This window comes from Streptomyces sp. NPDC046349 (assembly GCF_055587885.1).
Window position 1 is genome coordinate 70,573 of the sequence record NZ_JBVJFK010000005.1, and the last position, 25,964, is coordinate 96,536.

Sequence of the window (25,964 nt, forward strand, 5' to 3'; positions counted from 1 at the left end):
TATCAGGCAGGGTCCCTGATAGTTTATGCGTCATGACCGGGGACACCGACCTCAGCCCGGCGCGCCTGCGCCGTGCCCGCCATGCCATCGCCGCCGTGTTCTGCGCCCACGGCGCCGTCACCGGCTCCTTCGCCACCCGCATCCCGTGGATCCAGGAGCACGCCCAGCTCAGCGCGGGCACCCTGGGGCTCGCGCTGGCCTTTCCCGCCGTGGGCGCCGCGCTCGCGATGCCGCTGGCCGGGCGGATCAACCACCGGTTCGGCGCGCGGGCCGCGTTGCGGGGGCTGCTGGCGCTGTGGACCCTCTCGCTGATCCTGCCGGCCCTCGCCCCGAACCTGCCCGTCCTGTGCCTGGCGCTCCTCGTCTACGGAGCCACCGCGGGCATGTCGGACGTGGCGATGAACGCGCTGGGCGTGGAGACCGAGAACCGGCTGGGCCGCTCGATCATGTCCTCCCTGCACGGCATGTGGAGCGTGGGCGCGCTGCTCGGGTCCGCGGCCGGTACGGTCGCCGCGCACGCCGGGACGGACGCCCGGCTTCACCACCTGGTCGCCGCGCTCGTCCTGACCGTGGCCGGACTGGTCGCCGTACAGGGCGTACTGGACCTGCGCAGCGACGGGGAGGGGCAGGCGCCCCCGCACTTCGCGCTGCCGCCGAGGTCCGCGCTGCTGATCGGCGCGATCGGCTTCTGCGCGGTGTTCGCCGAGGGCGCGAGCCTGGACTGGTCGGCGGTCTACCTGCGGGACGTCCTGCACACGGACGCGGGCCTCGCGGCCGCCTCGACCACCGCCTTCGCCCTGACCATGGCGGTGGCCAGGCTCGTCGGCGACCGGGTGGTGGACCGTTTCGGGCCGGTGCGCACGGTCCGTGTCGGCGGGGTGCTGGCCACCCTGGGCGGCCTGCTCGTCGTCGGGGTCCGGCATCCTGCGGGGGCGCTGGCCGGGTTCGGGCTGATCGGGCTCGGCATCGCGGTGGTGGTACCGCTGGCCTTCGCTGCGGCGGGGCGCAGCGGTCCGGCCCCGGCACAGGCGATCGCGGGTGTCGCGACGATCACGTACACCTCGGGGCTGATCGCGCCGTCGGCGATCGGCGCGGTGGCGGACGCGACCTCGCTGGTGGTGTCGTTCGGGCTGGTGACCGTGCTGGCGTTCGCGCTGGTGGCTGGTGCCGCGGTGCTGCGCCCCAAGCCGCCGGTGGGGCAGGCTGGGGGCGGGTTCGCCGGGAAGGCCGGTCCGGCCGAGCGGGACGAACCTGCTGATATCCGGCCTTAATATGTCGATGGCCGCAGCGGCGCGGGTGCGCTGCGGCTTCGATGTGTGCACGGCCCCGGCCGTGCCCGTCCGGATGGCCGGGAAGACCGGGAAGACCGGGACAGAGGAGTGGAACATGGGCCTCGGCGTGGGCTGGACCCTGCACGGAGACGGGCGGACTCCCGCCCCCGGCGCGGTGGTCCGGCCGGAGGAGCGGCTGTCGTGGCCGCGGACCGCCGGGCTGGGCGCCCAGCACGTCGTGGCGATGTTCGGTGCGAGTTTCGTCGCGCCGGTCCTGATGGGCCTGGATCCGAACCTGGCCATCATGATGTCCGGCATCGCGACGGTGGTCTTCCTGCTCGCGACGCGGGGGCGGGTTCCCTCGTACCTGGGCTGCTCGCTGTCCTTCGTCGGTGTCGCGGCGGCCATCCGGGCGTCGGGCGGTGACAGCGCGGTCGTCACGGGCGCCGTGTTCGTCGTCGGTGTCGCGCTGTTCCTGGCCGGTCTCGCGGTGCGGCGCTTCGGCGCGCGCGTCATCCACACGGCGATGCCGCCCATCGTGACGGGCGCGGTGGTGATGCTGATCGGCTTCAACCTGGCGCCGGTGACGGCGTCGACGTACTGGCCGCAGGACCAGTGGACGGCGTTGCTGACCATGTTGTTCACCGGGTTCGCCGTGGTGTGCCTGCGCGGCTTCTGGTCGCGCATCGCGATCTTCCTGGGGCTGGTCTTCGGGTACGCGGTCTCCTGGCTCTTCGACCTGCTCTTCGGGAAGATCCACTCGACGGTGGGCGGGGAGGCGGCCGTCGACCACTGGCGCCTGGACCTCTCCGCGGTCGCGAAGGCCGACTGGGTCGGGCTGCCGTCCTTCCACGGGCCGTCCTTCGAGTGGTCGGCGATCCTGATCGCCCTGCCCGTGGTGATCGCGCTGATCGCCGAGAACGCGGGGCACATCAAGGCCGTGGGAGAGATGACCGGTGATCCCCTCGACGACGAGCTGGGCACGGCCATCGCGGCGGACGGCGCCGCGTCGATGCTGTCCACGGCGGTCGGGGGCCCGCCCAACACCACGTACTCCGAGAACATCGGTGTCATGGCGGCCACCCGGGTCTACTCCACGGCGGCCTACTGGGCGGCGGCGGGCTTCGCGCTGCTCTTCGGCCTGTGCCCGAAGTTCGGCGCGGTCGTCGCGGCGATCCCGGGCGGCGTCCTGGGCGGTATCACCGTCATCCTGTACGGCATGATCGGCCTGCTCGGCGCCCAGATCTGGGTCAACGGGCGGGTGGACCTGCGCAATCCGCTGAACCTGGTGCCGGCCGCGGCGGGCATCATCATCGGCGTCGGCGGGGTGAAGCTGCAGATCACCGACAGCTTCGAGCTGGGCGGCATCGCGCTGGGCACGATTGTGGTGATCGGCGGCTACCACGCGCTGCGGTGCCTCGCCCCCGCGCACCTGAAGCCCCAGGAGCCCCTGCTCGACGCCGGCACGTCCGCCTACGACGACGGCGGGGAGGCGGAGGACAAGCGGCGTTGACGGGGTTTCGCCCGAACCGGGGAAGCGTCCGGCCAAGTTCCCCGGATCCGCGCCGGCGCCTGCGACCCTGCCTCCCATGGAAGCGGTGCTGGCGCGGATGCGCGCCCTGGAGGAGCGGCTCCCGCCGCAGGACGGCGTCGCCGTCTTCAACCGGGTCTACCTGACGGTCACGGAGACCCTGCACCATCGGATCGAGCACGGGGGCTTCCCGGCGCCGCGGCGGGCGGCAACGCTCAGCGTGCGGTTCGCGGAGCGCTACCTGACGGCGGTGGAGGCGGACCGGGCCCCGGCCTGCTGGCGCCCGCTGCTGCAGTACCGCCGCCACCCCGGGATCCGGCCGCTCCAGCACGCGCTGGCCGGGATCAACGCGCACATCGGCCACGACCTGGCTCTCGCGGTGGTGGCCACGTGCGGGGAGCTGGACTGTGAACCGCGGGCCCTGGAGGCGGACTTCGACCGGGTCGGCGACACGCTGGTCTCGTTGGAGGAGCACATCCGGGAGGACCTCATGCCCGGTCCTGACCTGCTGGAGATCGCCGACCCGCTGACCCACCTGGTCGGCTCGTGGAGCCTGGAGCGGGCCCGCGCGGGGGCCTGGTCGGCGGCTCGGCTGCTGTGGACGCTGCGCCGGGCGCCGGACCTGGCCGAGGAGTTCGCGGACTCCCTGGACGCCGGGGTGGGCCTGGTCGGCCGCTGTCTGCTGACCCCGCGGGGCTGAGACGCCGTGCGGCCCGGCCCGGCGCGGGCCGCACGGTCGGCCGGCGGACGGATTGCGGCCATGACGACCCTTCCCCTCGACGGCGGGCCGGTCGCCCCGGACGCCCCGGTCAGCCGCACCGGCGGCGTGCCGCTGGGCCCCGCCGGGATGGTCTGGCCCGTGTGCCGCGCATGCGCGGGCCCGCTGCGGTTCCCCGCCCGGATCGTGCTCGCCACGGGCGTGCCGGCCCTGTTCATGTACGCGCACCGGCCCGGCGAGTGCGAGCAGTGGAGCCCCTCCGGGGCCGGGAACCCGGCCCTGCTGCTGCCCGCCGGGGGGCTGGTACCCGTACCGGTGCCGCGCGGTGCGGATCCGGAAGTGCTGGGGCTGGGCGCCGTGCGGGCGGCCGTGCCCGCGGGGGCCGCGGCGGACGGGCGGGCGGTGCTGGGGTCGCTCGGTGGCGAGCCCGACTGGCTGCAGTACGACGAGACACCCCACTGCCCAGCGTGCGCCCGGCCGATGGGGTCCGTGGCGGGCCTGGAGGAGGGGCCGGACCCGCTCACGGCCGTGAACTTCGGGTCCGGTCAGGCGTACGCCCACGTGTGCGGCGGGTGCGGCCGGGCGGCACTGCTGTGGCAGTGCCGAGCAGGCCGGCGCCCCGGGGGCGGGGACGCGCGTATGAGAACGGGCCGCCGGCCCGCGTGCTGACGGCGCGGGGCGGCGGCCCGTGATCTGGAGGCCCTGATCAGTGGGCCGGGAGGATCAGTCCTCCGGGAGTTTGACCGGGGCGATCTCGTCGTAGACGTCGCCCGGGCCGGGGTTCGTGGAGTCCGTGGACCCGCCGAGGTGGTGCATGACGCCCCAGACGGCGTTGAGGGCGGTCTGGACCGCGCCCTCGGCCCAGCCGGCCGTCCAGGAGATGTCGTCGCCCGCGAGGAAGATGCCGCGCTTGTCCTCGGGGAGGCTGTCCTGCATGAAGTGGGTGAAGAGGCGGCGCTGGTAGCGGTAGTGGCCGGGGAGGTTGGCCTTGAACGCGCCCATGAAGTAGGGCTCGTCCTCCCAGGAGACGGTGACCGGGTTGCCGATGATGTGGCGGCGGATGTCGACCTTGGGGTAGATCTCGCCGAGGGACTTCAGCATGACCTCCATCCGCTCGTTCGCGGACAGCGGCAGCCACTTGAGGCTGTCGTCGCACCAGGTGTAGGAGAGGCAGATGACGGCCGGCTTGTCGGGGCCGTTGTCGAGCAGGTAGGTGCCGCGGGTCATGCGGTCGGTGAGCGTCATCGACATGACGTCGCGGCCGGTCTCCTCGTCCTTGTCCAGCCAGAACGGCCGGTCGACGGGGACGAACAGCTTGGACGACTCCATGTAGTGGGTGCGCTCGATCGCCGTCCAGTGGTCGATCGGGAACAGCGTGTCGTCGCACTCGATCTTCGACAGGAGCATCCAGGACTGGGCCGTGAAGATCGCGGCGCGGTAGGTGCGGATGTCGCCGGAGGAGTCGGTGACGGTGATGCGGTTGCCGGCGGTGCGGTGCAGGCGGGTCACGGCGGGGCGCGGGGTGCCGTCGTGGAGGGTGGACAGGGAGGTGCCCTGGGCCCAGTGGACGATCTTCTCGGGCTCGCGCTCCCACAGGCGCAGCGGCAGCTGCTGGGAGCCGCCGACGATGCCGCGGTGGTGGTCGTCGGCCTCGGTGTACACGACGCGCAGGATCTCGAGGATGGAGTTCGGGAAGTCGGTGTCCCAGCCGCCGGTGCCGAAGCCGACCTGGCCGAAGATCTCGCGCTTGCGGAAGGACTTGAAGGCCTCCGACTTGCACAGGAAGCCGTAGAAGGTCTCGTCGTCGAGCTTCTCGACGAGCTTGGCCCAGATCTCGCGGATGCGCGGGACGTCCCGTTCGCGCATCGCGGTGTTCATGTCGGAGAAGTCGGCGCCCTCGTCCAGGCAGGCGTTCCAGGCCTCGGCGACGTCGCGGTAGATCTGCGGGAGGTCCGCGATGGTTTCCGCGTAGTGGGTCTCGCCCTTGAGGTCGACGACCGTGGAGGGGGTGGCCTCGGCGAGCGGGTTCGGGAAGGGCTCGGTGACCAGGCCGACGAGGTCGATGTAGTGCTGCAGGGCCGTGGAGGAGGGCGGGAAGCGCATGGCGCCCATCTCGGCGGTGAGGCCCTCGGTCTCGGCGCCCTCGAAGCCGACGGTGCGCAGGCGGCCGCCGATCTGGTCGGCCTCGTAGACGACGGGCTTGAGGCCCATCTTCATGAGCTCGTAGGCCGAGATGATGCCGGAGAGTCCGCCGCCGATGACGGCGACCTCGGTGCCGAACTCGGTTGCGGGTATCTGGCCGAGGCCCGCCGGGTGGGCGAGGAAGTCGTCGTAGGCGTACGGGAAGTCCGGACCGAACATGGTGATCGGCGGCTGTCCGTCACTGTGCGGGACGGCGGTGGTGGGCACCGTGGACGTCATGGGGTACGACTCCTTGCGGGCAGGGCTCGGGGGGTGGAGCGGTGGGGGCGGGGTGGGGCGGGGGGCTGGTGCGGGTCAGACGAGCGAGGCGTAGAGCCCGGGCCGGCGGTCGCGCAGGTACGGGTTGTTCTCGCGCGAGGCGCCGAGCAGCTCGGGGTCGACCTCGCCGAACACCATTTCCTCGCCGCGGCCGGCGCGGGTGCGGGTGGTGCCGTCGGGGCTCGCCAGGCAGCTGAGGCCGACGAACTCGAACTCGCCCTCGGGGCCGGTGCGGTTGACGTACGCGACGTACATCTGGTTCTCGAAGGCCCGGACGGGGACGAGGTGCTCGGCGACGAACTGGAACGGGTGCATCTGGGCGGTCGGCACGAGGAGGAGGTCGGTGCCGGCGAGCGCGTGGGCGCGGACGTTCTCGGGGAACTCCACGTCGTAGCAGATCATGATGCCGATGCGGATGCCGCCGAGGTCGGCCTGGACGACGGGGGTGTCGCCGGGGGTGAAGGCGTCCTGCTCGAAGCAGCCGAAGAGGTGGGTCTTGCGGTAGTTCGCGAGGGCGGCGCCGTCGGGGCCGATGAGCTGGGCGGAGTTGTAGACGGTGGCGCCGTCGCGCTCGGGGTAGCCGTAGAGGACCGCGAGTCCGTGGCGGCGGGCGATCTCGCCGATGGCGCGGGCGGAGTCGCCGTCGCTCGCCTCGGCGAGGCCGGGGAGGGCGTCGAGGTCGAGCGCGTACCCGGTCAGGAACATCTCCGGCGCCACCAGCAGCCCGGCCCCCGCCTGTGCGGCGCGCTCGGCGGCCTCGTCGAGCGCCTTGAGGTTCTCGGCGACGTCGCCGAGGACTCCGGAGCTCTGGAGGAGGGCGGTGCGCAGCGGGGGCATGGGCGTACCTCTGTGGCAGGAGGGGTGGGTGCGGTCCTATGAACGGTACGTTTCGCCCTCCCGGCGCAACAAGGCGCCGATGTTGCGCGCTGGTGTGCGATTCGTTGCGCGTTGAGGGCCTCTCGCGGCGATTCGTTGCGCGCCGCACGCGGGGACGCCGGTCAGTCGGCGGTCCGGCGCAGCAGGAGGGTGGCGAAACCCCAGGTGGCACGGTATCCGCGGAGCCATTCGGTGCGGTGGCCGTTCGCCGCGTCGAGGGCTTCGGCGCTGTCCGGGTGGTCGGGGTGGTCGAGGGCCCATGCGGCCAGCGAGCCGGTCCACGACCACTCGTAGGCGTCGAGTTCCTCGCGGGTGCTGAGGTGACCGTACACCGGGGTCCAGCCGGCCGCTGTGACCTGGTCGACGAGGGTGGGCAGGTCGGGGAGGCCGCCGAAGGCCTCGAGGTCGCCGGGGGTGGGCGGGTGCTCCCAGTAGCCGTCTCCCACGAGGACGTGGCCGCCGGGAGCGAGGTGGGCGCGGGCCGCGTCGAGGGTGGGCAGGAGCCCGCCGAAGGCGTGGGCGGCCCCGACGCTGAGGACGAGGTCGTAGGGGTGCGGGTCGGTGTGGTCCGCGGCGGGCCGCAGGTGCAGGGACAGCCGGTCGGTGACGCCGAGTGCCTGTGCGGCGTCCGCGGCGCGGTCGAGTGCGGTGCGGGAGACGTCGACGCCGACGGCGCGCACGCTCGGGCGGTCGCGCAGGGCCCGCAGCAGCCATTCGCCGGGGCCGCAGCCGAGGTCGAGGACGCGTTCGGTGCCGCGGGGCAGCGCACGGTCCAGGAGCCGGGCCACGGTGGCGTCGCCGAGCGGGGCGGCGACGGGGTGGTGGGTGTGGGCCAGGTGGGAGATCGTTTCTCGGTTCACTCGGACACTGTCGCGGTCGGGGCCGGTCCGGGCATCCGGTTTTTCCGGGCGCGCCGTGGGGGCGGCAGCTGGGGCGGTACGGCCGCCCGCCCGGGTGTCGCCGTGGGCCCGCGAAGAGGATCGTGGGAGGTGCACCGTCCGGCGTCGGCCCGGCGCCGGCGGACAACGGATACCCGTCCCGGGAGGCTCGTCATGCGCAAGGTCATGGACTGCAGGGACTACCCCAGCGAGATGAACTGCACCCTCGCCATCTCGGGCGAGGAGGAAGAGGTCATCGCGGCGGCGGCCCAGCACGCCGCGGCCGTTCACGGCCACGAGGACACTCCGGAGTTCCGCGGCTCGCTGCGCGGCATGTTGAAGGACGAGGCGCCGCAGCACGCCTGAACCTGCGACCCGCGGGGCCCGGCACAGGGGGAGCCGCGGCCGGTCTACGCGGGGGCGCCCGAGGTGAAGCGGCGCAGGAGCGGGGAGAGGACGAGGACCGACTTCGTGCGTTCCACGAACGGCTCGCCCGCGATGCGTTCCAGGACCCTCTCGAAGTGGCGCATGTCGGAGGCGAAGATCTGGACGAGGGCGTCCGCGTCGCCGGTGACGGTCGACGCGGACACCACCTCGGGGTAGCGCTCCAGTCCTCGCCGGATGTCGTCCGGCGAGGTGTTGTGGCGACAGTAGATCTCGATGAAGCCCTCGGTCTCCCAGCCCATGGCGGCCGGGTCGACGCGGACGGTGAAGCCGGTGATGGCGCCCTCGGCGCGCAGCCGGTCCACGCGCCGCTTCACGGCAGGGGCGGAGAGCCCGACCTCGGAGCCGATGTCCGCGTAGGAGCGGCGGGCGTCCTCGGCGAGGGCGTGCACGATGCGTTCGTCGAGATCGTTCAGTCGCACGGGGGGTGAATCACTTCTGTTCAGCGACCTCCGCGGCCGGAGCGGCCACGTCGGCCACAGTGGCCAGGCTGGAGCGGCGCATGCCGTAGAAGAAGTAGATCACGAGCCCGAGCGCCATCCAGCCACCGAAGCACAGCCACGTGGCCATCGGCAGCTCGATCATGAGGTACGCGCAGAAGAGGAAGCCCAGGATCGGGGTGACCGGGAAGAGGGCGACCTTGAAGGTGCGGTTCATCTCGGGGCGGGTGCGGCGCAGGATGATGACGGCCACGTTGACCAGGCCGAAGGCGAAGAGCGTGCCGATGCTGGTGGCGTTGGCCAGTTCACCCAGGGGGATGAACGCGGCGAGCAGGCCGCAGAAGAGGCAGACGATGATCGTGTTGATCTTCGGGGTGCCGGTCTTCTCGTCGACCTTGGCGAAGGCCTTGGGCATCAGGCCGTCGCGGGACATGGCGAAGAGGATGCGGGTCTGGCCGTAGAGCACGGCGAAGACGACGCTGGCGATGGCGACGACCGCGCCTGCGGCCAGGATGACGCTCCAGAAGGAGTGGCCGGTGACGTTTTCCATGATCTTCGCCAGAGCGGCCTCGCTGCCCTCGAACTCCTGCCACGGCATGGCGCCGACGGCGACCAGGGCGACGAGGCAGTAGATCGCGGTGACGATCAGCAGCGAGAGCATGATCGCGCGGGGCAGGTCCTTCTTCGGGTTCTTGGCTTCCTCACCGGCGGTGGAGGCCGCGTCGAAGCCGATGTAGGAGAAGAAGAGCATGGAGGCGGCGGTGCTGATGGCGGTGATGCCGAGCGGGGCCAGGGGGGTGTAGTTGCCGGCCTTGATGCCCATGAAGCCGATGACGATGAAGAGGGCCAGCGTCACGATCTTGACGGCGACCATGATCGTGTTGATCCGGGCGCTCTCCTTGGCTCCGCGGAGCAGGAAGACCATGCACAGGAGCACCACCACGAGGGCGGGGAGGTTGATGTATCCACCCTCGCCGAGGGGGGCGGAGAAGCCCTCGGGGATGGTGAGGCCGAGCGTGCCGTCGAGCAGCTCGTTGAGGTACTGGCCCCAGCCGACGGCGACGGCCGCGACCGAGACGCCGTACTCCAGGACCAGGCACCAGCCGCAGACCCAGGCTATGAGCTCGCCCATGGTGGCGTAGGCGTAGGAGTACGAGGAGCCCGAGACCGGGATCGAGCCGGCGAGCTCGGCGTAGGAGAGCGCCGAGAACAGCGCGGTCAGGCCCGCGACGATGAAGGCGATGAAGACGGCCGGGCCGGCGATCGGGGTGGCCTCGCCGAGGACGACGAAGATGCCGGTGCCCAGGGTCGCGCCGATGCTGATCATGGTCAGCTGCCACATGGTGAGCGAACGCTTGAGCGCGCCGCCCTCACCCTGGCCGCCTTCGGCGACCAACTGCTCGACCGGCTTGCGGCGGAGCAGCGGGTTGGCGGGCCTGCGGGGCTCGGAAGCGAGCGGTGGCGCCTGGCCGTGGTCGAGCACGAGGGGACTCCTTGTCACTGCGGATCGGAGAGGTCGGGGATGAGGCGTCGACCGCGACGGTCCGGAGCAGGACAGGGCCCGACGGGGGAAGGGCCTGCATGGGGGACCGCCGAGCAGGCGATCCGCGCCACTCCACGTACAGCGAGTGAGCCTACGAGCTGAGTGATACCGCCCGTAATGGACCATCCTTGCACATTGGCGCACGATCATTGCGCGGATCGGTCACTGACAGTTGTTTGTTGCGTAGGGATGATCGATCGCTGCGCAGGCCACCCGGGCCCCCCTTTCTTGACACCTCGTCAGATCTGTCGCAGGGTGCCGCCGCGGAGCCGGGCCGCCGAGGCCGCCCCGAGAGCATTGGTGCGCGCGGCGGCGGTGGAACCGGGCCCGTGCGGGGTACGGGTCAACGCGTGGCACCGGGGGTCGAGCGGGCCCCCGGCCCGCCGCCCTCCCGGGCGCCGAGGGGCGGCGGCGCGACGCGGCGAACGCACCTCCGGGCCGGACGGCCGGGAGTGCGGACCTCGCGGCCGCCCTGCATTTCCCCGCCGCGCCGCTGACCTCGGACGTGACGGGGCAGACGCCCGTGGTGGACGGGTCGGCGCGGAGTTCCCGTATCCGACGATCGGAGGCGAAGGATGAGCGCACCGGTGCACGACGAGGGCCGGCCCGGTCCGTGGCAGGAGCGGGCCGGGCGACGGGAACGGGCACCGTGGCCGCAACAGCGGGGCGAGGCGTGGGACGGGGTTCCCGGCGGGTGGCAGGATCCGCAGCCCTTCCTGCGCGGGGTCGCCTGGCTGGACAAGGGCCGGCCCGTGCGCGCCGACCCCGCCGACACGATGCGGCTGCCGTGGGACACCGGCGAACGGGCCACCCTGCCCATCGGGGTCCGACTGGAGTTCACCACCGAGACCGCGACGGCCGTCGAGATCCGCTACCGGGCCACCGTGCCCGGCCCCACGGACGCCCTGCGCGACCTCGCGCACGGCTTCGCCCTGTGGGACCGCCACGGGGTGGTCGACGAGGTGTTCACCGAGCCGGCCGCGGAGGCCGTCGTACGCATCGGGCTGGGCGGCGGCCCCTTCCACGGCCCCTTCACCATCCACCCGCCCGAGAACCAGTCGCCCCTCGTCCTCGGCCTGCGCGGGATCGGCGGCGCCCTCGCCCCCGCGCCGCCGGCGCCGCGCTGGGTGGTGCACGGCGATTCCATCACCGAGGGCTGGTGGTCCACCCGGCCCGCCCACGGCTGGCCCGCCGTCGCCGGCCGCGCCCTCGGCTGGGACACCGTCAACCTCGGCTACGCGGGCGCCGCCCGCGGCGAACTGGCCACCGCCGAACAGCTCGCGAGCCTGCCGGCGGACGTCCTGACCCTCGCCTTCGGCACCAACTGCTGGTCCCGGGTGCCCTTCTCGGCACCGCTGCTCTACGAGACCACCCGCGCCTTCATCGAACTGGTCCGCCAGGGGCACCCGCGGACCCCCCTGCTACTGGTCTCCCCCGTGCTGCGGCCCGACGCCGAGCGCACCCCGAACAGACTCGGCGCCACCCTGGGCGCGCTGCGCGACGCGATGGAGCGCGCCGCCCGCGACCGGATCGCCGCCGGCGACGACCGGCTCGCCGTCCTCCCGGGCCGTGACCTGCTCGGACCCGAGCACCTCGCGGACGGGCTGCACCCCAACGACTCCGGACACCAGGTGCTCGGCCTCGCTGTGGCCACGGCCCTGCGGCGCACCGGGTTCGGCACGGGGTGAGTGAAACAGCCCACACCGGACGCGGTGAACAGATCCCGCCCACCGGGGCGTGTCCTGTGCACAGTTGCCGCCGCTGGGGGCGACGGCACAGACAGACACGACGTGGGAGAGATCAACATGGGCATGAAGCGCGCAACCACCTTCGCCGCGGCCGCCGTAGCCGTCGTCCTGGCGGCCAGCGCCTGCGGCCCCTCGGACTACAAGGCCTCGGACTCGACGCAGCCCGCCGGAGCCGCAGCCGAGGCCGCGCCGGCGGCCGGCCCGGGCAACCAGCCCGGCGGCCAGCTGGCGGCGTCCGTCACCGAGCAGCTCGGCTCCGTCCTCACCGACAGCGCCGGCCTGACCCTCTACCGCTTCGACAAGGACACCGCGAAGCCCCCGAAGTCCAACTGCGAGGGGGACTGCGCGAAGACCTGGCCGGTGGTCGCGGCCGGTGACGTCACCGCCGCCTCGGGCATGGACCCGTCGCTGCTCGGCGAGGTGGTGCGCGCCGACGGCACGAAGCAGCTGACGGTGGCGGGCTGGCCCGCGTACCGGTTCAACAAGGACGCCAAGCCGGGCGACGTCAACGGGCAGGGCGTCGGCGGGGTGTGGTTCGCCTTCGGCCCGGACGGCAAGAAGGCGGCAAAGGCGGCGCCGGCCGAGGCCGCCCCGGCCGCCCCCGCGGAGGGCGCTCCCGCAGAGGCGGCCGAGCCGGCTCCCGGCCTGTCCGTGGCGAAGGACCCGAAGCTGGGCGAGCACATCGTCGACGGCAAGGGCATGACGGTCTACCGCTTCAAGAAGGACACCGCGTGGCCGATGGTCTCCAACTGCACCGGCGACTGCCTGGCGAAGTGGCCGGTCGTGCCCCCGGTGGACAAGGCGAACGCCAAGGGCATCACGGAGAAGAACTACCGGGTCATGGACCGCCCCGACGGCAAGAAGCAGCAGACCGTCGACTGCTGGCCCGTCTACACGTTCTCGGGCGACAAGAAGCCCGGTGACACCAACGGGCAGGGCGTGGGCGGCACCTGGTACGCCGTCTCCCCCGACGGCAAGCTGATCACCGTCCAGTAGCCGGTCCGCTCGCCCCGACCCCCCACCGCGGTCCGCGCGGCCTCTGCCCCACCTCCCCCCGGGCAGGGGCCGCGCCTCGTTGCGGCCCTCCGGGAGTGCGCCGGGCAGGCCATAGACTCGGCCGCATGCTGCGTGTGCTCGCTGTCGACGACGAGAAGCCGCTCCTGGAGGAACTCCTCTACCTGCTGCGCTCGGACCCCCGCGTGCGCAGTGCGGAGGGCGCCTCGGACGCCACCGGGGCCCTGCGCCGGGTCACCCGGGCGCTGGAGTCCGGTCCGGACGGGCCCGACGGCATCGACGTGGTCTTCCTCGACATCCACATGGCCGGTCTGACCGGGCTGGACATCGCCCGGCTGCTGGCCGGGTTCGCGCGGCCGCCGCTGATCGTGTTCGTCACCGCCCACGAGGGTTTCGCCGTACAGGCCTTCGACCTGAAGGCCGTTGACTACGTGCTCAAGCCGGTGCGCCCGGAGCGGCTCGCCGAGGCCGTCCGGCGGGCCTGCGCGCAGCTGGGACGGGCCGAGGAGGCATCGGCGTCCGCGGCGGGACCGCCTGCCGTGGTGGCGGCACCCCGCCCGGCTCCGGAGGCCGCCCTCGCCGACCGCGGGCCGGAGCAGATCGCGGTCGAACTGGGCGGCGTCACCCGCTTCGTGGCGATCGCCGACATCGCCTACGTGGAGGCGCAGGGGGACTACGCCCGCCTGCACACCGACGAGGGCAGCCACCTGGTGCGGATCCCGCTGTCCACGCTGGAGGAGCGGTGGGCGGCGCGCGGGTTCGTGCGGATCCACCGGCGCCACCTGGTGTCGCTGGCCAGGATCGACGAACTGCGGCTGGACTCGGGCACCACCACGGTCCGGGTCGGATCGGCGGAACTGCAGGTGAGCCGCAGGCACTCACGGGAACTGCGGGACCTGCTGATGCGGCACGCGACCGGCTGAAACCGGTCGGCGCCGGCCGCCGCCGGGCCCGGTGGGGCGACCGCCGGGCGCGCGCGGGGGGCCGTTCACCGCACCGGGAGGGCGTACGGCGATCCGCGGGAGCCGCCTGCCGCACCGGTGGCGTGAACGGCCCGCCGATGCCGTCGCCGCTGCGTATCGTGGATCTTCCCGGCGCGGGAGGAGCGAGATGTCCGAGGTCCAGGCGCTGGTCGACGCCCTCAGCGGGCTGCCGCGCAGGCGGCCGGCGGGGCCCGTCGAGGCCGAGGCCCTGCTCGCCCTGCTGCGCAGTGCGGCCGCCCGCTGGGCGGACATCCTGTACGAGGCCGGCGAGGGTGTCCGCGATCAGGTCCCACCGCGCGCGGAGGCGGCGCTGACGCTGGCCTTCCGGCGGGCGGAGGAGTCGTACGTGGAGCTGGAGATCGCCCTGCGCGACTGCACCGAGCACCACGACCCGGCCATCTGACCGCGGCGGACCCTCGGGGTCCGAATCGTGCCTGTCGCCCCGGTCGGGGGCGTGCGTAGACTCCGGTCACCCCGCTCCCCGCCCCGAAGGACCGCCCTGGTGAACCAGACGTACGCGCTGACCGCGGTCGCCGTCGTCGTCCTGGTCACGCTGCTGCTCGGCGCGCTCGGCCTGCGGATGTCGCGGACCACCTCCGACTTCTACGTGGCCTCGCGCACCGTGGGGCCGGGGCTGAACGCGGCGGCGATCAGCGGGGAGTACCTGTCCGCGGCGTCCTTCCTCGGGGTGGCCGGGCTGGTACTGCTCCAGGGGCCCGGGATGCTCTGGTACCCGGTGGGCTACACCGCCGGATACGTGGTGCTGCTGGCGCTGGTGGCGGCCCCGCTGCGGCGCTCCGGGGCGTACACGCTGCCCGACTTCGCGGAGGCGAGGCTGGAGTCCCGGGCGGTGCGCCGGATCGCGGTGCTGTTCGTGGTCGGGGTCGGCTGGCTGTACCTGCTGCCGCAGCTGCAGGGGGCCGGGCTGACCCTGGAGATCCTCACCGGGGCCCCGCACTGGGTCGGCGGGCTGGTCGTGGCCGGTGTGGTGAGCGTGGCGGTGGCAGCCGGCGGGATGCGCAGCATCACCTTCGTGCAGGCTTTCCAGTACTGGCTCAAACTCACCGCCCTGTTGGTCCCGGCGTTCTTCCTGATCGCCGCGTGGGCCGGGGACGGTGCGCCGCGGGCCACCTTCGACGCGCCGGCGGTCTTCCGCGAGGCCACGGCGGTGACGCTCGCGCAGGACGTGCGGCTGTCGGTGAAGGAGCCTCTCGCGGTGACGGTGACCGGGCAGGTGGACGGGCGCACCCACGTGGCGGAGCCGCTGGTGCTGGCCGTCGGCGAGCATTCCGTACGGGCCCGGGCGCGGCTGGAGTTCGCCCCGGCCACGCCGGTGCCGGACGCCAGGGCGGAGCCGGGCGCCGGGGTGGGCCCGTGGTCGGAGCCGCCGTCCGGGGAGCTGCGGGAGTACCGGCTGTACGCCACGTACGGGCTGATCCTGGCCACGTTCCTCGGGACGATGGGGCTGCCGCACGTGGCGGTGCGGTTCTACACGAGCCCCCACGGGCGGGCGGCGCGGCGCACCACCCTGGTGGTGCTGGGGCTGGTCGGCGCGTTCTACCTGCTGCCGCCGGTGTACGGGGCACTGGGCCGGATCTACGCCCCCGAGCTGGCGCTGACGGGTGACGCGGACGCGGCGGTGCTGGTCCTGCCCGAGCGGATGCTGGGCGGGGTGCTGGGCGAGCTGCTGGGGGCTCTGCTGGCCGGCGGCGCCTTCGCGGCGTTCCTGTCGACGGCCTCGGGACTGACCATGGCGGTGGCCGGGGTGCTGCACCAGGATGTGCTGCCGAAGTGCGGGGCGCGCAGTTTCCGCTGGGCGGCGCTGGTGGCGATCCTGGTACCGCTGGGCGGGAGCGTGGCGGCCACGGAGGTGCCGGTGGCGGATGCGGTGGGCCTGGCCTTCGCCGTGTCGGCGTCGTCGTTCTGCCCGCTGCTGGTGCTGGGCATCTGGTGGCGCGGGCTGACCCCGCCGGGTGCGGTGGCCGGGCTGGTCACCGGCGGCGGGGCGGCGCTGAGCGCGGTGCTGGCGACGCGGGCCGGGCTGGCTCCGGCGGGCTGGACGCACACGATGCTCGCCTGGCCGGCGGCGTGGTCGGTGCCGCTCGGCTTCCTGACGATGGTGGCGGTGTCGCTGGCCACCCGGTCCCGGATCCCGGCGGGGACGGCGGCCACCCTGGCCCGGCTGCACCTGCCGGAGGTCGTGGCCGGGGACCGGGCCGGGGGGCTGCGGTGACCGGGGCCCTGCTCGCCGTGCTCGCGGTGGCGGGCGCGGCCCTGATGGTGGGCGTCGGCTGGGCGGCGGGACGCTGGCACGCTCGCCGCGGGGAGCGGCTGGCGGGGCTGGACCTGGGCACTCCGGTGGAGCGGGCCACCTTCCATACGCTGCACACGGCTTCGCTGGCCGCTCCCCCGCTGCGCGCCGGACTGACCGAGGACGCGGCCCGCAAGGCGGCCCGGCGGCTGCGGTCGCTGCTGGGGACGGAGGCGCTGTGCCTGACGGACCGGGAGGCGGTGCTGGCGTGGGACGGCCCGGGCGCCGACCACCACCAGCGGCGGGCGATGGCCCGGGTGGCGGTGATGCTGGAGTCGGGGCGCAGCCAGAGCGTGCGGACCGAGTGCCAGCGTGCCGACTGTCCGCTGAAGTGGGCGGTGTTCGCCCCGCTGACCGGCGAGGACGGGGTGCTGGGGGCGCTGGTGGCGTACGGGTCCCGGGAGTCGGCGGTGCTGGTGCGGGCGGCGACGGAGGTGGCGCGGTGGGTGTCGGTGCAGCTGGAGCTGTCCGAGCTGGACCGTTCGCGGACCCGGCTGATGGAGGCGGAGATCAAGGCGCTGCGGGCGCAGATCTCGCCGCACTTCATCTTCAACTCGCTGGCGGCGATCGCCTCGTTCGTTCGGACCGATCCGGAGCGGGCCCGGGAACTGCTGCTGGAGTTCGCGGACTTCACGCGCTACTCATTCCGGCGGCACGGGGACTTCACCACCCTGGCCGAGGAGTTGCGTTCCATCCAGCAGTACCTGGCGCTGGCCGGGGCCCGGTTCGGTGACCGGCTGAAGGTGACGTTGCAGGTGGCGCCGGAGGTGCTCCCGGTGGCGCTGCCGTTCCTGTGTCTGCAGCCGCTGGTGGAGAACGCGGTCAAGCACGGGCTGGAGGACTCCACCAAGGAGTGCCGGATCACGATCACGGCGCAGGACGCGGGCCCGGACGCGGTGATCACCGTCGAGGACAACGGGGTGGGGATGGATCCTGCCCTGCTGCGCCGGATCCTGGCCGGGGAGCGTGCGGGCTCCTCGTCGGGGGTGGGGCTGCCCAATGTCGACGAGCGGATCCGGCAGGTGTACGGGGACGCGTACGGCCCCGTGATGGAGACGGGGGTCGGCGCCGGCATGAAGGTGACCGTACGGATCCCCAAGTACCGTGCGGGTGTGCACAGTTCCCCGTCGGGGCAGGTCCCGCCGCCCCGGTCCTGAACGCCCGCGCCCCCGGGTCCGTCCGTGGCGGACGGGCCCGGGGGCGCGGGAGACGGGCGGGATCTCGCAGGAACTAGCTCCAGCTGGCGTGCAGCGGCTTGCCCTCGGCGTAGCCTGCGGCGGACTGGATGCCGACCACGGCCTTCTCCTCGAACTCCGCGAGGGAGCCGGCGCCGGCGTAGGTGCAGGAGGAGCGGACGCCCGCGATGATCGAGTCGATCAGGTCCTCGACGCCCGGGCGGGCCGGGTCGAGGAACATGCGCGAGGTGGAGATGCCCTCCTCGAACAGGCCCTTGCGGGCGCGGTCGTAGGCCGACTCCTCGCTCGTGCGGTTCTGCACCGCGCGGGCGGAGGCCATGCCGAAGGACTCCTTGTAGAGGCGGCCCTCGGCGGACTGCTGAAGGTCGCCCGGGGACTCGTACGTACCGGCGAACCAGGAGCCGATCATGACGTTGGAGGCGCCGGCGGCCAGCGCCATCGCCACGTCGCGCGGGTGTCGGACGCCGCCGTCGGCCCAGACGTGCTTGCCGTACTTGCGGGCCTCGGCCGCACACTCCAGCACTGCGGAGAACTGCGGGCGGCCCACCCCGGTCATCATGCGGGTGGTGCACATGGCGCCGGGGCCCACACCGACCTTGATGATGTCCGCGCCGGCGTCGATGAGGTCCTTGACGCCCTCGGCGGCGACGATGTTGCCGGCCACGATCGGGACCTGCGGATCCAGGGCGCGGACGGCCCTGATCGCGTTGATCATCGATTCCTGGTGGCCGTGGGCCGTGTCGATGACGAGCGTGTCCACGCCCGCGTCGAGGAGTTGCTTGGCCTTGGCCACGAAGTCGCCGTTGATGCCGATGGCGGCCGCGATGCGCAGCTTGCCGTTCGCGTCGGTGGCCGGGGTGTAGAGGGTGGCGCGCAGGGCGCCCTTGCGGGTGAGGATGCCGACGAGCTTGCCGTCCTCGTCGACGGCCGGGGCCAGCTTGCGGTGGCCGGCGTCGAGCTGGTTGAAGGCCTCGCGGGGGTCGATGTCGGCGTCGATGAGCAGCAGCTCCTTCGACATGACCTCGGAGAGCTGGGTGAAGCGGTCGACGCCGGTCAGGTCGTGCTCGGTGACGACGCCGACCGGGCGGCCCTCGGCGTCGACGACGACGCCGGCGCCGTGGGCGCGCTTGGGCAGCAGGGACAGTGCGTCCGCGACGGTCTGGGTGGGCGCCAGCGTGATCGGGGTGTCGAGCACGAGGTGGCGGGTCTTCACCCAGGAGATGACGTCGGTGACGACCTCGATCGGAATGTCCTGGGGGATGACGACGATGCCGCCGCGGCGGGCGACGGTCTCGGCCATCCGGCGGCCGGCGATCGCGGTCATGTTCGCCACGACCAGGGGAATGGTGGTGCCGGTCCCGTCGGGCGAGGAGAGGTCGACGCCCTGGCGGGAACCGACCGCGGAGCGGCTCGGCACCATGAACACATCGTCGTACGTCAGGTCGTACGGCGGCTTCAGGTCATTGAGGAAACGCACGTGCTGAACATCCCAGTCAATCGGAGGTGCCTCGACAGGGGGCAGCCGAGGAAACGCACGTACTTCATTCTCCCACGACCTGGCGTTCACACCGCCCGGGCCGATCGTCCAAGGCATTGCGGGCCGTGTGGTGGATTCCTACGGGACCGTGGTCCCGCGGGGGGTTGCGGCGGGCCGCTTCCGCAGAGGCGGGATGCACCGGTCCGGGTCACAGTGGAAGGGTCCGGACGGGTCCCGGCGTGTCCGGGCCGAGCAGCGTGGAGGATCCATGACGGCGACGACGCGGGACGAGGCGCCCATCGCGGTGGAGGGCGGCGGACTGGAGGTGAGGGTGCAGGAGATCGGCGGTGATCTCAGCGTCGGGTTCTTCCGGCTCCCGCAGGGCACGGATCTCACGGAGGCGCTCAAGGGGCTTCCCGACGACATGTGCCCGTGCCCGCACTGGGGCTACCTCCTCAAGGGCCGTCTGCTGATGCGGACCGGGGACGGGGAGCAGGTGTACGAGGAGGGGCAGGCCTTCTACTGGGCTCCGGGGCACGTTCCCGTGGCGCTCGCCGACACGGAGTACGTCGACTTCTCCCCGACCGCCGAGTTCCACCGCGTCGTGGAGCACGTCAGGGGCGGGGCCGGCTGAGGGCGGCCCCGTGGCGGGGTGCGGGGGCCGCTCTGCGGTGGACGGGGGCGGCGCCGCCGGTGAGGGGGAGTGCGGTTCCGCCGTGCCGGAAGGCCGTGAACTCGGCGGCGATGGCCAGGGCGGTCTCCTCGGGTGTGGCGCCGCCGAGGTCGAGGCCGATGGGTGAGCGCAGCCGGGCCAGGGCGGAGTCCGTCACCCCTGCGTCGCGCAGGCGTCTGTCACGTTCCGCGTGCGTGCGCCGCGATCCCATGGCGCCCACGTAGCCCAGCGGCAGCCGCAGGGCCAGTTCCAGCAGCGGCACGTCGAATTTCGCGTCGTGGGTGAGGACGCAGACGGCGGTACGGGGGTCCAGTCGGCCCGCCTCCCACTGCGCGGCCAGATGACGGTGCGGCCAGTCGACGACCACCTCGTGGGCGTCCGGGAAACGCGCCGGGGTCGCGAAGACGGGCCGGGCGTCGCACACGGTGACCCGGTGGCCGAGGAAGGCGCCGATCCGGGCCAGGGCGGCGGCGAAGTCGATCGCCCCGTAGACGAGCAGCCGGGGCGGTTCGGCGGCGGACTCGACGAGCAGCGTCAGGGGTTGCCCGCACGGCCCGCCGGCGGCGGTGAGCTCGGTGGTGCCGGTGCGCCCGGCGAGGAGCAGGGCGCGGGCCCGGCCGGCGGCCGCCCGGTCGAGGGCGGTGCCGCCGGCGAGCCCGCCCTCGTAGGAGCCGTCGGCGTGCACGGCGAGCGCCCGGCCGAGCTGGCGCGGCGGGCCGGACACCACACGGGCGAGCGCGGCCCGGGTGCCGTCCGCGGCAGCGTCGAGGACCGAGCCGAGTACGGGCCGCACAGGGTCGCGGCCGCGCACCGGGGTGACCAGGACGTCGAGGACTCCGCCGCAGGTCAGGCCGACGGCGAAGGCGTCGTCGTCGCTGTAGCCGAAGCGGTGCAGGCCGCCCCGGCCCGAGGCGATCGCGTCGAGGCACAGCTCGTGGACGGCGGATTCCACGCAGCCCCCCGAGACGGACCCGAGCGCGGTGCCCCGGTCGTCCACGGCGAGCGAGGCTCCGGGGCCGCGCGGCGCGCTGCCGCTGACGGCGACCACGGTGGCCAGTGCGAAATCCCGGCGCGCGGCGCACCACGCGCGCAGCTCCTCGGCGATGTCGAGCATCAGCGGATGTATTCGCGGCGCGGGGTCTGTCCGGGCAGGTGCGGGTGCGGCGGCAGCACGGCCGGGGTGGCCGGGCGGGCTGCGGCGGGCCGGGGCGCGAGCGCTGCCGGCCGGGTGAGGGGGGCGGGGCGGGCGGGGCCGGGGTACCGGTCGCGGGCGTGCGGCTGGGCGCCGAGCAGTTTCGCGGCGTGGGCGACGCTGGCCAGGGTGGCGTGGTGGTGCCAGCCGCGGAAGGAGCGGCCTTCGAAGTCGCGGATCCCGACGGGTTCGCAGGTCTCGGTGAAGTCCAAGGAGACCCGGTCGGTGAGCTTGGCGAGCAGGAAGAGCTGGGCGAGCGGCCGGTCTGCGATGTTGGTGACCCAGAACTCGGAGGGGAGCAGGGCCGCTTCGGTCCAGGCGCCGACCAGCAGCAGCGGGGTGGGCGAGGCGGGCGCGGGGCGGTCCTCACAGGGGGTCGCGAAGATCGGGGCCGAGGTCAGCAGGGTCACGGCTCCCTCCCCCCGGCCGTGCCGGGTCCATTCGACGACGCGGCGCTGGGAGCGCAGGGAGTCGATGAGTTCGCGTGCGGGTGCGGTGTGCGGACCGGGTTTGTGCCGGCCCGCCCCGCCGAAGGAGACGGGTAGGGAGCCGTCGACCTTGAAGACGAACGGGATGTCCTGGAGGGCGAAGGAGTCGATGCACTGCGCCAGGTCGCAGTTGGCGACCTCCATCACCACGGGCCGGCGCTGGAGTTGCCAGCTGGCGGCCATCCGCTGGACGGCGTGTACGGCGTCCTGGGCTGGGGTGAGGGAGCGGGCGGTGTCCGGGATGCCGGCCCGTCTGCGGCGCATGAGCTCGCTGGTCCAGGGCCCGGGGAGGGTGAGGGTCCATTCGACCGGGAAACTGGCTTCGCTGGAGGCGAGCCAGATCCCGCCGGCCTGCTGGCAGTTGGCGGTGCGGCCGAGCTGTGGGACGAACTGCCGGCCGACGCCGACCGAGCGGTCGCCGGCCTTCTCGATGACCATGGGCTGGAGCACCCAGGCCAGCGGGCGCTGTGCGGTGCGTTCGAGGTACTGGGCCAGGGAGCGCCGCACCGGTGTCCAGTCCCAGGGGGACTTGCTGATGAACTGCTGCAGGCTCTGCTCGACAGAACTCGCTCCGGTTCCGGCGATGTTACGGATTGTTTTCTTCCCGTTGGTCCGCACGAGGCCGTTCAGATAAACGCGGGCCCAGTTTCGCTGGTCCCGCCGGGGTAAGGACTCGAAGAGAAGAGAGATCATGACGTCGATCAATTCGGAGACTTCCTCGACGGAATCCTCCGGCAGGACTGCGCGAGCCATCCGGGCCTCCCCCGCGACCAGCTAGATCCAATACCCTACTTGACCGCCGAGAACGGCCGTAGGCCCCTGCGGCTACTTCCTGAGGTCGCTGGCAGATTCGAGCCGCTCTTCCTCTACCACGAGGGGGATGGGGATCTGGTTCGCCGCATAGTAGATCGCGATCAGGAAGTGTGCGACAAGCGTGAGAGGTGCGGAGAAGAAGGCCAGGACGACCGTGCAGGGGTAGGCGATGGCGCCGAGGCCGAAACGCATCCTGGTGGCCCGCGCCCCGTCCTTGTCCACCTGTTCGTGGAAGAGGTGCCCGACCCGGGTCACGTACCACCAGAACAGCAGGAACGCCAAGGCGTAGGCCACGGTGACGAGGCTGTAGAGGACCGCGGCCGGGTTGGCGTCGCCGCCTTCGGTGAGGTGCTCGGCGAGCACGTTGGTGGTGTACGGGATCACCGAGACCACCATCAGCACCAGGAGATTCAGGAACAACAGCGGGCGGTCGACCCTCTTGAGGTGACTGAAGATGGTGTGGTGGTTCACCCACATCACGCCGATGATGAGGAAGCTCACCACATAGGCGGCGTAATGGGGCCATTGTTCACGGACTCCGTGCCAGAAGGCCGACCCGGTTTCTTCCGGAACCTTTAATTCCAGAACGAGGATCGTAATAATGATGGCAAATACACCATCACTGAATGCCTCGACCCGCCCGGTTTCATTTTCCATGACCTCCCCTTTACCATTTCCCGACGTGCGCGCCGTGGGCCGCACATACGGGGAGAGCGCGTTCACCCGCTCTCCCCGCACACGCTACCCAGATTTCCGGTCTCAGCGGCCGAAGCCGGCCGTCTGGCGCCAGATTCGGCCATCGCGGACCACGAGTGTCCCGAACGCGTGCTCCGGTTCGCCGTTCAGGTTCATGATCGCCCGATAGAAGATGGTGTCCTCGGTCTCGACGTACTCCTGGAGTTCCACCAGCGTGGGCTTCACGGTGAGATAGCCGGTGAACGTCTCACGAACCGCTTCGATGCCCTCCGAGACGCCCTCGAACCGCAACAGCACCGCGTCGTCGGTGTAGTTCTTCATCACCGCCTCGATGTCCAGGGCGGCCAGCGCCTCCATCTGACGGACGAACACCGGGTGCAGCTTGGAGATGTCGTACTGGGCCATGTCGACTCCGTTTCAACGGGGAGAGGTACTCTCGGCAGGTGCGCCTTCGCGTGCGGTATCGGGTGTTCTCGCACGTGAGACGCAGGACTGGGCGCTGCCCGCGAAGGGCAGCCGCACGACCATCCGGGTCTCGCCGGGACGTGAGCGGGCGGTGAGCGACCCGCGGTGGCGCTGGGTCACGATGCGGTAGCTGAGGTGCAACCCCAGACCGGTGCCCTTGCCCACGTCCTTGGTCGTGTAGAAGGGTTCGAAGATCCGCGGCAGGGATTCCGCGGGGATGCCCCGACCGGTGTCGGCGACCTCCACGACCATGCAGACGCCCTCGGACCGGGCGCTCAGCGTCAGCACGCCGGCGCCTTCCATGGCCTCGACGGCGTTGTCGACCAGGTTGGTCCACACCTGGTTCAACTCACCCGGATAGCCCGTCAGTTCGGGCAGGTCCGGCTCGTACGCACGCACGATGCTGATGCCGTCCAGTTTGGCACGCAGCACGACCAGCGTGTTCTCCAGTCCCTCGGTCACCGGGAAGCGCTGCTCGGGCGCCCGGTCGAGATTGGCGTAATCCCGGGTGGCGGAGACGAGTTGGGAGATCCTGGGGCCCGCCGCCCGCAGCTCCGCGGTGAGCGACCGGACCTCCAGCAGCGCCGCCAGGTGGTCCAGGGCGCGGGCGCGGGCGTCCTTGCCGACGCCCTCGATCCGCTCCAGGAGCCACCCCAGTTCCAGTCCGAGATCGGAAACGCCCGAGCCGAGCAGACCGGAGCGCTCGGCGCCGACCCCTTCGGCCCAGTCGGCGATCTCCTCCTCCGCGTCGGCCTGGGCCAGCGGGTCGGTGGTGGCCGGCGGCGGCAGCGCGTCCAGTTCCCCGGTGAGCCGGTCGAGGACCGAGCGCTCGGCGGCGGTGGCGGCCGCACCCCAGTCCTGGGCGGTCCGGGTGAGCCGGTCCAGGGCGGGCGCCAGTTCCTGCGCGGCCCGGGCCACCGCTGCCGCCGGATTGTTGAGCTCGTGCGCGAGACCGGCGGCCAGCGTGCCCAGCGCCTCCACGGTGGCCCGTTTGCGGGCCTGCACCTCAGAGGACTTGATGCGCCAGGCCAGGACGGGGATCAGTACGGCGGCCACGCCGTGGCAACGCGTGAGCATCTCGAAGAAGACCGCCCTGGGGTAGGCCACGACCGTGGTCGACGGCCCGCTCGCGGCGGCGGTGGCCACGTACGAGCCGTCCGTCAGCAGCGGCAGTTCACCGGTGAAGCGGTGGGCGGCCGGGGGCTTGCCGTCGTGGTCCTCGGCGGCGGCGCTCTCCTCCTCGGTGGAATGCCGCGTCAGGACCTCCTCCCGGCCGTCGACGACCTTGGTGACGACGAGCCCGCCCGAGAGCAGCACGTGGAAGGCGGTGGCCTCCTCACCGTCCCGGAAGAGCACCTCCCCGTCGGAGAGGACCTGCGGCCGGGACACCGAGACGAGCCAGTCCAGCTGTTCCTCGGTGATCCCCGCGAAGACCTCCAGTCCGCGCAGGGCGGAGCGAAGCTCCGCCGTGGTCGTGCCCGGTGCGGTCATGCGGTGCTCCCTTCGGCCTCGGTACGGGCGGCCAGGCGCAGGGTGGCCAGCAGGGCCCCCGCGCACACCGCGGCGACGGCGGCCATGAAGCCGACCGAGGTGCGGTGCAGCCCGTGGACGTTGGTGAGCATCCCGGCGAGCACGGCCGGCACGCTCATCGCGAGGTACGCGAAGACGTATACGGCGGCGGTCAGTTCACCGCGGTGCGCCGGTTCGGCCAGCCCGCTCAGCGCCCGGAAGGAGCCGAGGAAGGCGGCTCCCCAGCCGCTCCCGAGGACGGCCGTGGCCACCAGGAACACGGGGGCCGATCCGAGGCCCAGCGCGAGCAGCACCAGCGCGAGACCGGCGAGCAGGCCGAGCAGCCCGAGCACGGCGGTGCGCAGCGCCGCGGTGCGGCCGAGCATCAGCTGGGCGACGGTGGCGGCGCCGGCGAGCAGCGCGACCGTGGCCCCGCCGACGAGGTAGTTCGTGGACCGGAGCAGGGACAGGGCCAGGTGCGGGCCGAGGGAGAGGTAGAAGCCGCCCACGGACCAGACGGCCACGATGGTCGAGGCGAGGACGAGGAAGCGGCCCCGGGCACCTGCCGGTACGCGGATCCGGTGCGGGACCACCCGCAGCCGGCCGCCGGCGCCGGGAGCGCTCTCGCGCATGCGGACGACCCCCGCCAGGGTCACGGCGAAAGCCCCGATGAGCAGCAGGTAGCTCAGGACGGTCGGTGCGGGCGCATACTGGACGAGCAGTCCGGCCCCGATCCCGCCGAGCCCGATACCCACGGTCGGTCCGGCGCTGTTGACCTGCGCGCCGAGGGCGGGCCGTGCGGCAGGGGTGAGTTCCAGCAGGGCCGCCCCCATCGCGCCGGTGGCGAGGCCCACGGCGAGGCCCTGCACGGCGCGGGCGGCGAGGAGCAGTCCGGGCCCCTGCGCTCCGGCGAACAGGGCCATGGAGACGATCGCCAGGACCAGTCCGGCGCCCAGGACGGGGCGCCGGCCCAGGGTGTCGGAGAGGGAGCCGAAGAGCAGCAGCCCGGCCAGCACGGTGACCGCGTACAGGGCGAAGACCACCGTGATCGTGCCGGAGGACAGGCCCCACTCCTGCTGGTAGAGCACGTAGAGGGCGGAGGGCACGGAGGAGGAGAGCATCAGCAGGACGAGGACGGCGCCCACCACCCAGAAGCCGGAGCCTCCGGGCGGCGCGCCGGCCGCGTGAGCGGCCGGCTGCGCGGTCGACGCCGTGGTCGTTTCGGACGGTTCGGCCAC

At 72.7% G+C, this 25,964-nt stretch carries 24 protein-coding genes; 12 read left to right on the plus strand and 12 right to left on the minus strand.

The genetic code is table 11. From position 1 onward, the window contains the following. Positions 1-32 precede the first annotated feature (32 nt). From ACZ6JS_RS13295 to ACZ6JS_RS13310, 4 genes are all read left to right on the plus strand, one after another. Positions 33-1,271 carry an MFS transporter gene (locus tag ACZ6JS_RS13295; RefSeq protein WP_469297725.1) on the plus strand — a complete coding sequence of 413 codons (1,239 nt, stop codon included), beginning with the start codon at positions 33-35 and terminating at the stop codon, positions 1,269-1,271. A gap of 115 nt (positions 1,272-1,386) precedes the next feature. After that, positions 1,387-2,784, plus strand: coding sequence for a uracil-xanthine permease family protein (locus ACZ6JS_RS13300; protein ID WP_469298102.1), 1,398 nt, complete (start codon positions 1,387-1,389; stop codon positions 2,782-2,784). Positions 2,785-2,860: 76 nt separating this feature from the next. Continuing rightward, positions 2,861-3,502: a DUF5995 family protein gene (locus tag ACZ6JS_RS13305; protein ID WP_469297726.1), complete on the plus strand. Its 642-nt coding sequence runs from the start codon at positions 2,861-2,863 to the stop codon at positions 3,500-3,502. A 60-nt stretch (positions 3,503-3,562) separates the two neighbouring features. Continuing rightward, on the plus strand, positions 3,563-4,189 hold the full coding sequence (locus ACZ6JS_RS13310) for a hypothetical protein (RefSeq protein WP_469297727.1): 627 nt from the start codon (positions 3,563-3,565) through the stop codon (positions 4,187-4,189). A gap of 54 nt (positions 4,190-4,243) precedes the next feature. Here ACZ6JS_RS13310 and ACZ6JS_RS13315 read toward each other — a convergent pair whose 3' ends face one another. The 3 genes from ACZ6JS_RS13315 to ACZ6JS_RS13325 form a co-directional block, all read right to left on the minus strand. After that, complete coding sequence (locus ACZ6JS_RS13315; RefSeq protein ID WP_469297728.1) at positions 4,244-5,941, minus strand: flavin monoamine oxidase family protein; 1,698 nt, start codon at positions 5,939-5,941, stop codon at positions 4,244-4,246. Positions 5,942-6,016: 75 nt separating this feature from the next. Then, a complete protein-coding gene (locus ACZ6JS_RS13320; RefSeq protein WP_469297729.1) occupies positions 6,017-6,817 on the minus strand; it encodes a carbon-nitrogen hydrolase family protein in 801 nt (266 codons plus the stop codon). Positions 6,818-6,978: 161 nt separating this feature from the next. After that, complete coding sequence (locus ACZ6JS_RS13325; RefSeq protein ID WP_469297730.1) at positions 6,979-7,716, minus strand: SAM-dependent methyltransferase; 738 nt, start codon at positions 7,714-7,716, stop codon at positions 6,979-6,981. A gap of 192 nt (positions 7,717-7,908) precedes the next feature. Here ACZ6JS_RS13325 and ACZ6JS_RS13330 point away from each other — a divergent pair, with 192 nt between their 5' ends. Next, positions 7,909-8,100, plus strand: a complete 192-nt coding sequence (locus tag ACZ6JS_RS13330; RefSeq protein ID WP_469297731.1) for a DUF1059 domain-containing protein — start codon at positions 7,909-7,911, stop codon at positions 8,098-8,100. 44 nt (positions 8,101-8,144) lie between these two features. On the opposite strand, the gene ACZ6JS_RS13335 is transcribed toward ACZ6JS_RS13330, so the two are convergent. Both ACZ6JS_RS13335 and ACZ6JS_RS13340 read right to left on the minus strand, forming a co-directional pair. Beyond that, positions 8,145-8,600, minus strand: a complete 456-nt coding sequence (locus ACZ6JS_RS13335; RefSeq protein ID WP_030027017.1) for an Lrp/AsnC family transcriptional regulator — start codon at positions 8,598-8,600, stop codon at positions 8,145-8,147. A gap of 10 nt (positions 8,601-8,610) precedes the next feature. Next, a complete protein-coding gene (locus tag ACZ6JS_RS13340; RefSeq protein WP_469297732.1) occupies positions 8,611-10,101 on the minus strand; it encodes an amino acid permease in 1,491 nt (496 codons plus the stop codon). Positions 10,102-10,736: 635 nt separating this feature from the next. On the opposite strand from ACZ6JS_RS13340, the gene ACZ6JS_RS13345 reads away from it, so the two are divergent. The 6 genes from ACZ6JS_RS13345 to ACZ6JS_RS13370 all read left to right on the plus strand — a co-directional run bounded on the left by ACZ6JS_RS13345 (position 10,737) and on the right by ACZ6JS_RS13370 (position 17,374). Beyond that, positions 10,737-11,849, plus strand: coding sequence for a GDSL-type esterase/lipase family protein (locus ACZ6JS_RS13345; protein ID WP_469297733.1), 1,113 nt, complete (start codon positions 10,737-10,739; stop codon positions 11,847-11,849). A gap of 117 nt (positions 11,850-11,966) precedes the next feature. Next, positions 11,967-12,905, plus strand: coding sequence for an SCO0930 family lipoprotein (locus ACZ6JS_RS13350; RefSeq protein ID WP_469298104.1), 939 nt, complete (start codon positions 11,967-11,969; stop codon positions 12,903-12,905). 125 nt (positions 12,906-13,030) lie between these two features. Then, positions 13,031-13,846, plus strand: a complete 816-nt coding sequence (locus ACZ6JS_RS13355; RefSeq protein ID WP_469297734.1) for a LytR/AlgR family response regulator transcription factor — start codon at positions 13,031-13,033, stop codon at positions 13,844-13,846. 187 nt (positions 13,847-14,033) lie between these two features. After that, complete coding sequence (locus tag ACZ6JS_RS13360; RefSeq protein ID WP_469297735.1) at positions 14,034-14,309, plus strand: hypothetical protein; 276 nt, start codon at positions 14,034-14,036, stop codon at positions 14,307-14,309. Positions 14,310-14,408: 99 nt separating this feature from the next. Further along, positions 14,409-16,139, plus strand: a complete 1,731-nt coding sequence (locus ACZ6JS_RS13365; protein WP_469297736.1) for a sodium/solute symporter — start codon at positions 14,409-14,411, stop codon at positions 16,137-16,139. Beyond that, complete coding sequence (locus tag ACZ6JS_RS13370) at positions 16,136-17,374, plus strand: sensor histidine kinase (RefSeq protein ID WP_469297737.1); 1,239 nt, start codon at positions 16,136-16,138, stop codon at positions 17,372-17,374. The genes ACZ6JS_RS13365 and ACZ6JS_RS13370 overlap by 4 nt, the downstream gene beginning before the upstream one ends. Before the next feature lie 73 nt (positions 17,375-17,447). Here the strand turns inward: ACZ6JS_RS13370 and ACZ6JS_RS13375 are convergent, their stop codons facing one another. Beyond that, positions 17,448-18,911, minus strand: a complete 1,464-nt coding sequence (locus tag ACZ6JS_RS13375; protein ID WP_469298106.1) for a GuaB1 family IMP dehydrogenase-related protein — start codon at positions 18,909-18,911, stop codon at positions 17,448-17,450. 247 nt (positions 18,912-19,158) lie between these two features. On the opposite strand from ACZ6JS_RS13375, the gene ACZ6JS_RS13380 reads away from it, so the two are divergent. After that, the gene (locus tag ACZ6JS_RS13380) at positions 19,159-19,524 is read left to right on the plus strand and encodes a cupin domain-containing protein (protein ID WP_469297738.1); all 366 of its coding nucleotides are present in this window, start codon (positions 19,159-19,161) and stop codon (positions 19,522-19,524) included. Here the strand turns inward: ACZ6JS_RS13380 and ACZ6JS_RS13385 are convergent. The 6 genes from ACZ6JS_RS13385 to ACZ6JS_RS13410 all read right to left on the minus strand — a co-directional run bounded on the left by ACZ6JS_RS13385 (position 19,505) and on the right by ACZ6JS_RS13410 (position 25,964). Continuing rightward, positions 19,505-20,677 carry an XdhC family protein gene (locus ACZ6JS_RS13385; RefSeq protein ID WP_469297739.1) on the minus strand — a complete coding sequence of 391 codons (1,173 nt, stop codon included), beginning with the start codon at positions 20,675-20,677 and terminating at the stop codon, positions 19,505-19,507. The genes ACZ6JS_RS13380 and ACZ6JS_RS13385 overlap by 20 nt on opposite strands. Continuing rightward, entirely contained in the window at positions 20,677-21,996 is a 1,320-nt protein-coding gene (locus ACZ6JS_RS13390) for an IS701 family transposase (protein WP_469297740.1), read from the minus strand. Before ACZ6JS_RS13390 ends, ACZ6JS_RS13385 begins: the two co-directional genes overlap by 1 nt. Before the next feature lie 72 nt (positions 21,997-22,068). Beyond that, on the minus strand, positions 22,069-22,779 hold the full coding sequence (locus ACZ6JS_RS13395) for a TMEM175 family protein (protein WP_469297741.1): 711 nt from the start codon (positions 22,777-22,779) through the stop codon (positions 22,069-22,071). Between the two features lie 36 nt (positions 22,780-22,815). Then, positions 22,816-23,157, minus strand: coding sequence for a nuclear transport factor 2 family protein (locus ACZ6JS_RS13400; RefSeq protein WP_469297742.1), 342 nt, complete (start codon positions 23,155-23,157; stop codon positions 22,816-22,818). Positions 23,158-23,169: 12 nt separating this feature from the next. Then, the gene (locus ACZ6JS_RS13405; RefSeq protein ID WP_469297743.1) at positions 23,170-24,708 is read right to left on the minus strand and encodes an ATP-binding protein; all 1,539 of its coding nucleotides are present in this window, start codon (positions 24,706-24,708) and stop codon (positions 23,170-23,172) included. Continuing rightward, positions 24,705-25,964 carry an MFS transporter gene (locus tag ACZ6JS_RS13410; RefSeq protein WP_469297744.1) on the minus strand — a complete coding sequence of 420 codons (1,260 nt, stop codon included), beginning with the start codon at positions 25,962-25,964 and terminating at the stop codon, positions 24,705-24,707. Before ACZ6JS_RS13410 ends, ACZ6JS_RS13405 begins: the two co-directional genes overlap by 4 nt.

What these genes read in the sequence shown, in the direction of transcription:
- ACZ6JS_RS13315 (WP_469297728.1), bottom strand. Translation starts at nt 5,941, where the DNA reads ATGACGTCCACGGTGCCCACCACCGCCGTCCCGCACAGTGACGGACAG.
- ACZ6JS_RS13400 (WP_469297742.1), bottom strand. Translation starts at nt 23,157, where the DNA reads ATGGCCCAGTACGACATCTCCAAGCTGCACCCGGTGTTCGTCCGTCAG.
- ACZ6JS_RS13330 (WP_469297731.1), top strand. Translation starts at nt 7,909, where the DNA reads ATGCGCAAGGTCATGGACTGCAGGGACTACCCCAGCGAGATGAACTGC.
- ACZ6JS_RS13385 (WP_469297739.1), bottom strand. Translation starts at nt 20,677, where the DNA reads ATGCTCGACATCGCCGAGGAGCTGCGCGCGTGGTGCGCCGCGCGCCGG.
- ACZ6JS_RS13320 (WP_469297729.1), bottom strand. Translation starts at nt 6,817, where the DNA reads ATGCCCCCGCTGCGCACCGCCCTCCTCCAGAGCTCCGGAGTCCTCGGC.
- ACZ6JS_RS13345 (WP_469297733.1), top strand. Translation starts at nt 10,737, where the DNA reads ATGAGCGCACCGGTGCACGACGAGGGCCGGCCCGGTCCGTGGCAGGAG.
- ACZ6JS_RS13295 (WP_469297725.1), top strand. Translation starts at nt 33, where the DNA reads ATGACCGGGGACACCGACCTCAGCCCGGCGCGCCTGCGCCGTGCCCGC.
- ACZ6JS_RS13405 (WP_469297743.1), bottom strand. Translation starts at nt 24,708, where the DNA reads ATGACCGCACCGGGCACGACCACGGCGGAGCTTCGCTCCGCCCTGCGC.
- ACZ6JS_RS13310 (WP_469297727.1), top strand. Translation starts at nt 3,563, where the DNA reads ATGACGACCCTTCCCCTCGACGGCGGGCCGGTCGCCCCGGACGCCCCG.
- ACZ6JS_RS13300 (WP_469298102.1), top strand. Translation starts at nt 1,387, where the DNA reads ATGGGCCTCGGCGTGGGCTGGACCCTGCACGGAGACGGGCGGACTCCC.
- ACZ6JS_RS13360 (WP_469297735.1), top strand. Translation starts at nt 14,034, where the DNA reads ATGTCCGAGGTCCAGGCGCTGGTCGACGCCCTCAGCGGGCTGCCGCGC.
- ACZ6JS_RS13390 (WP_469297740.1), bottom strand. Translation starts at nt 21,996, where the DNA reads ATGGCTCGCGCAGTCCTGCCGGAGGATTCCGTCGAGGAAGTCTCCGAA.
- ACZ6JS_RS13380 (WP_469297738.1), top strand. Translation starts at nt 19,159, where the DNA reads ATGACGGCGACGACGCGGGACGAGGCGCCCATCGCGGTGGAGGGCGGC.
- ACZ6JS_RS13350 (WP_469298104.1), top strand. Translation starts at nt 11,967, where the DNA reads ATGGGCATGAAGCGCGCAACCACCTTCGCCGCGGCCGCCGTAGCCGTC.
- ACZ6JS_RS13305 (WP_469297726.1), top strand. Translation starts at nt 2,861, where the DNA reads ATGGAAGCGGTGCTGGCGCGGATGCGCGCCCTGGAGGAGCGGCTCCCG.
- ACZ6JS_RS13355 (WP_469297734.1), top strand. Translation starts at nt 13,031, where the DNA reads ATGCTGCGTGTGCTCGCTGTCGACGACGAGAAGCCGCTCCTGGAGGAA.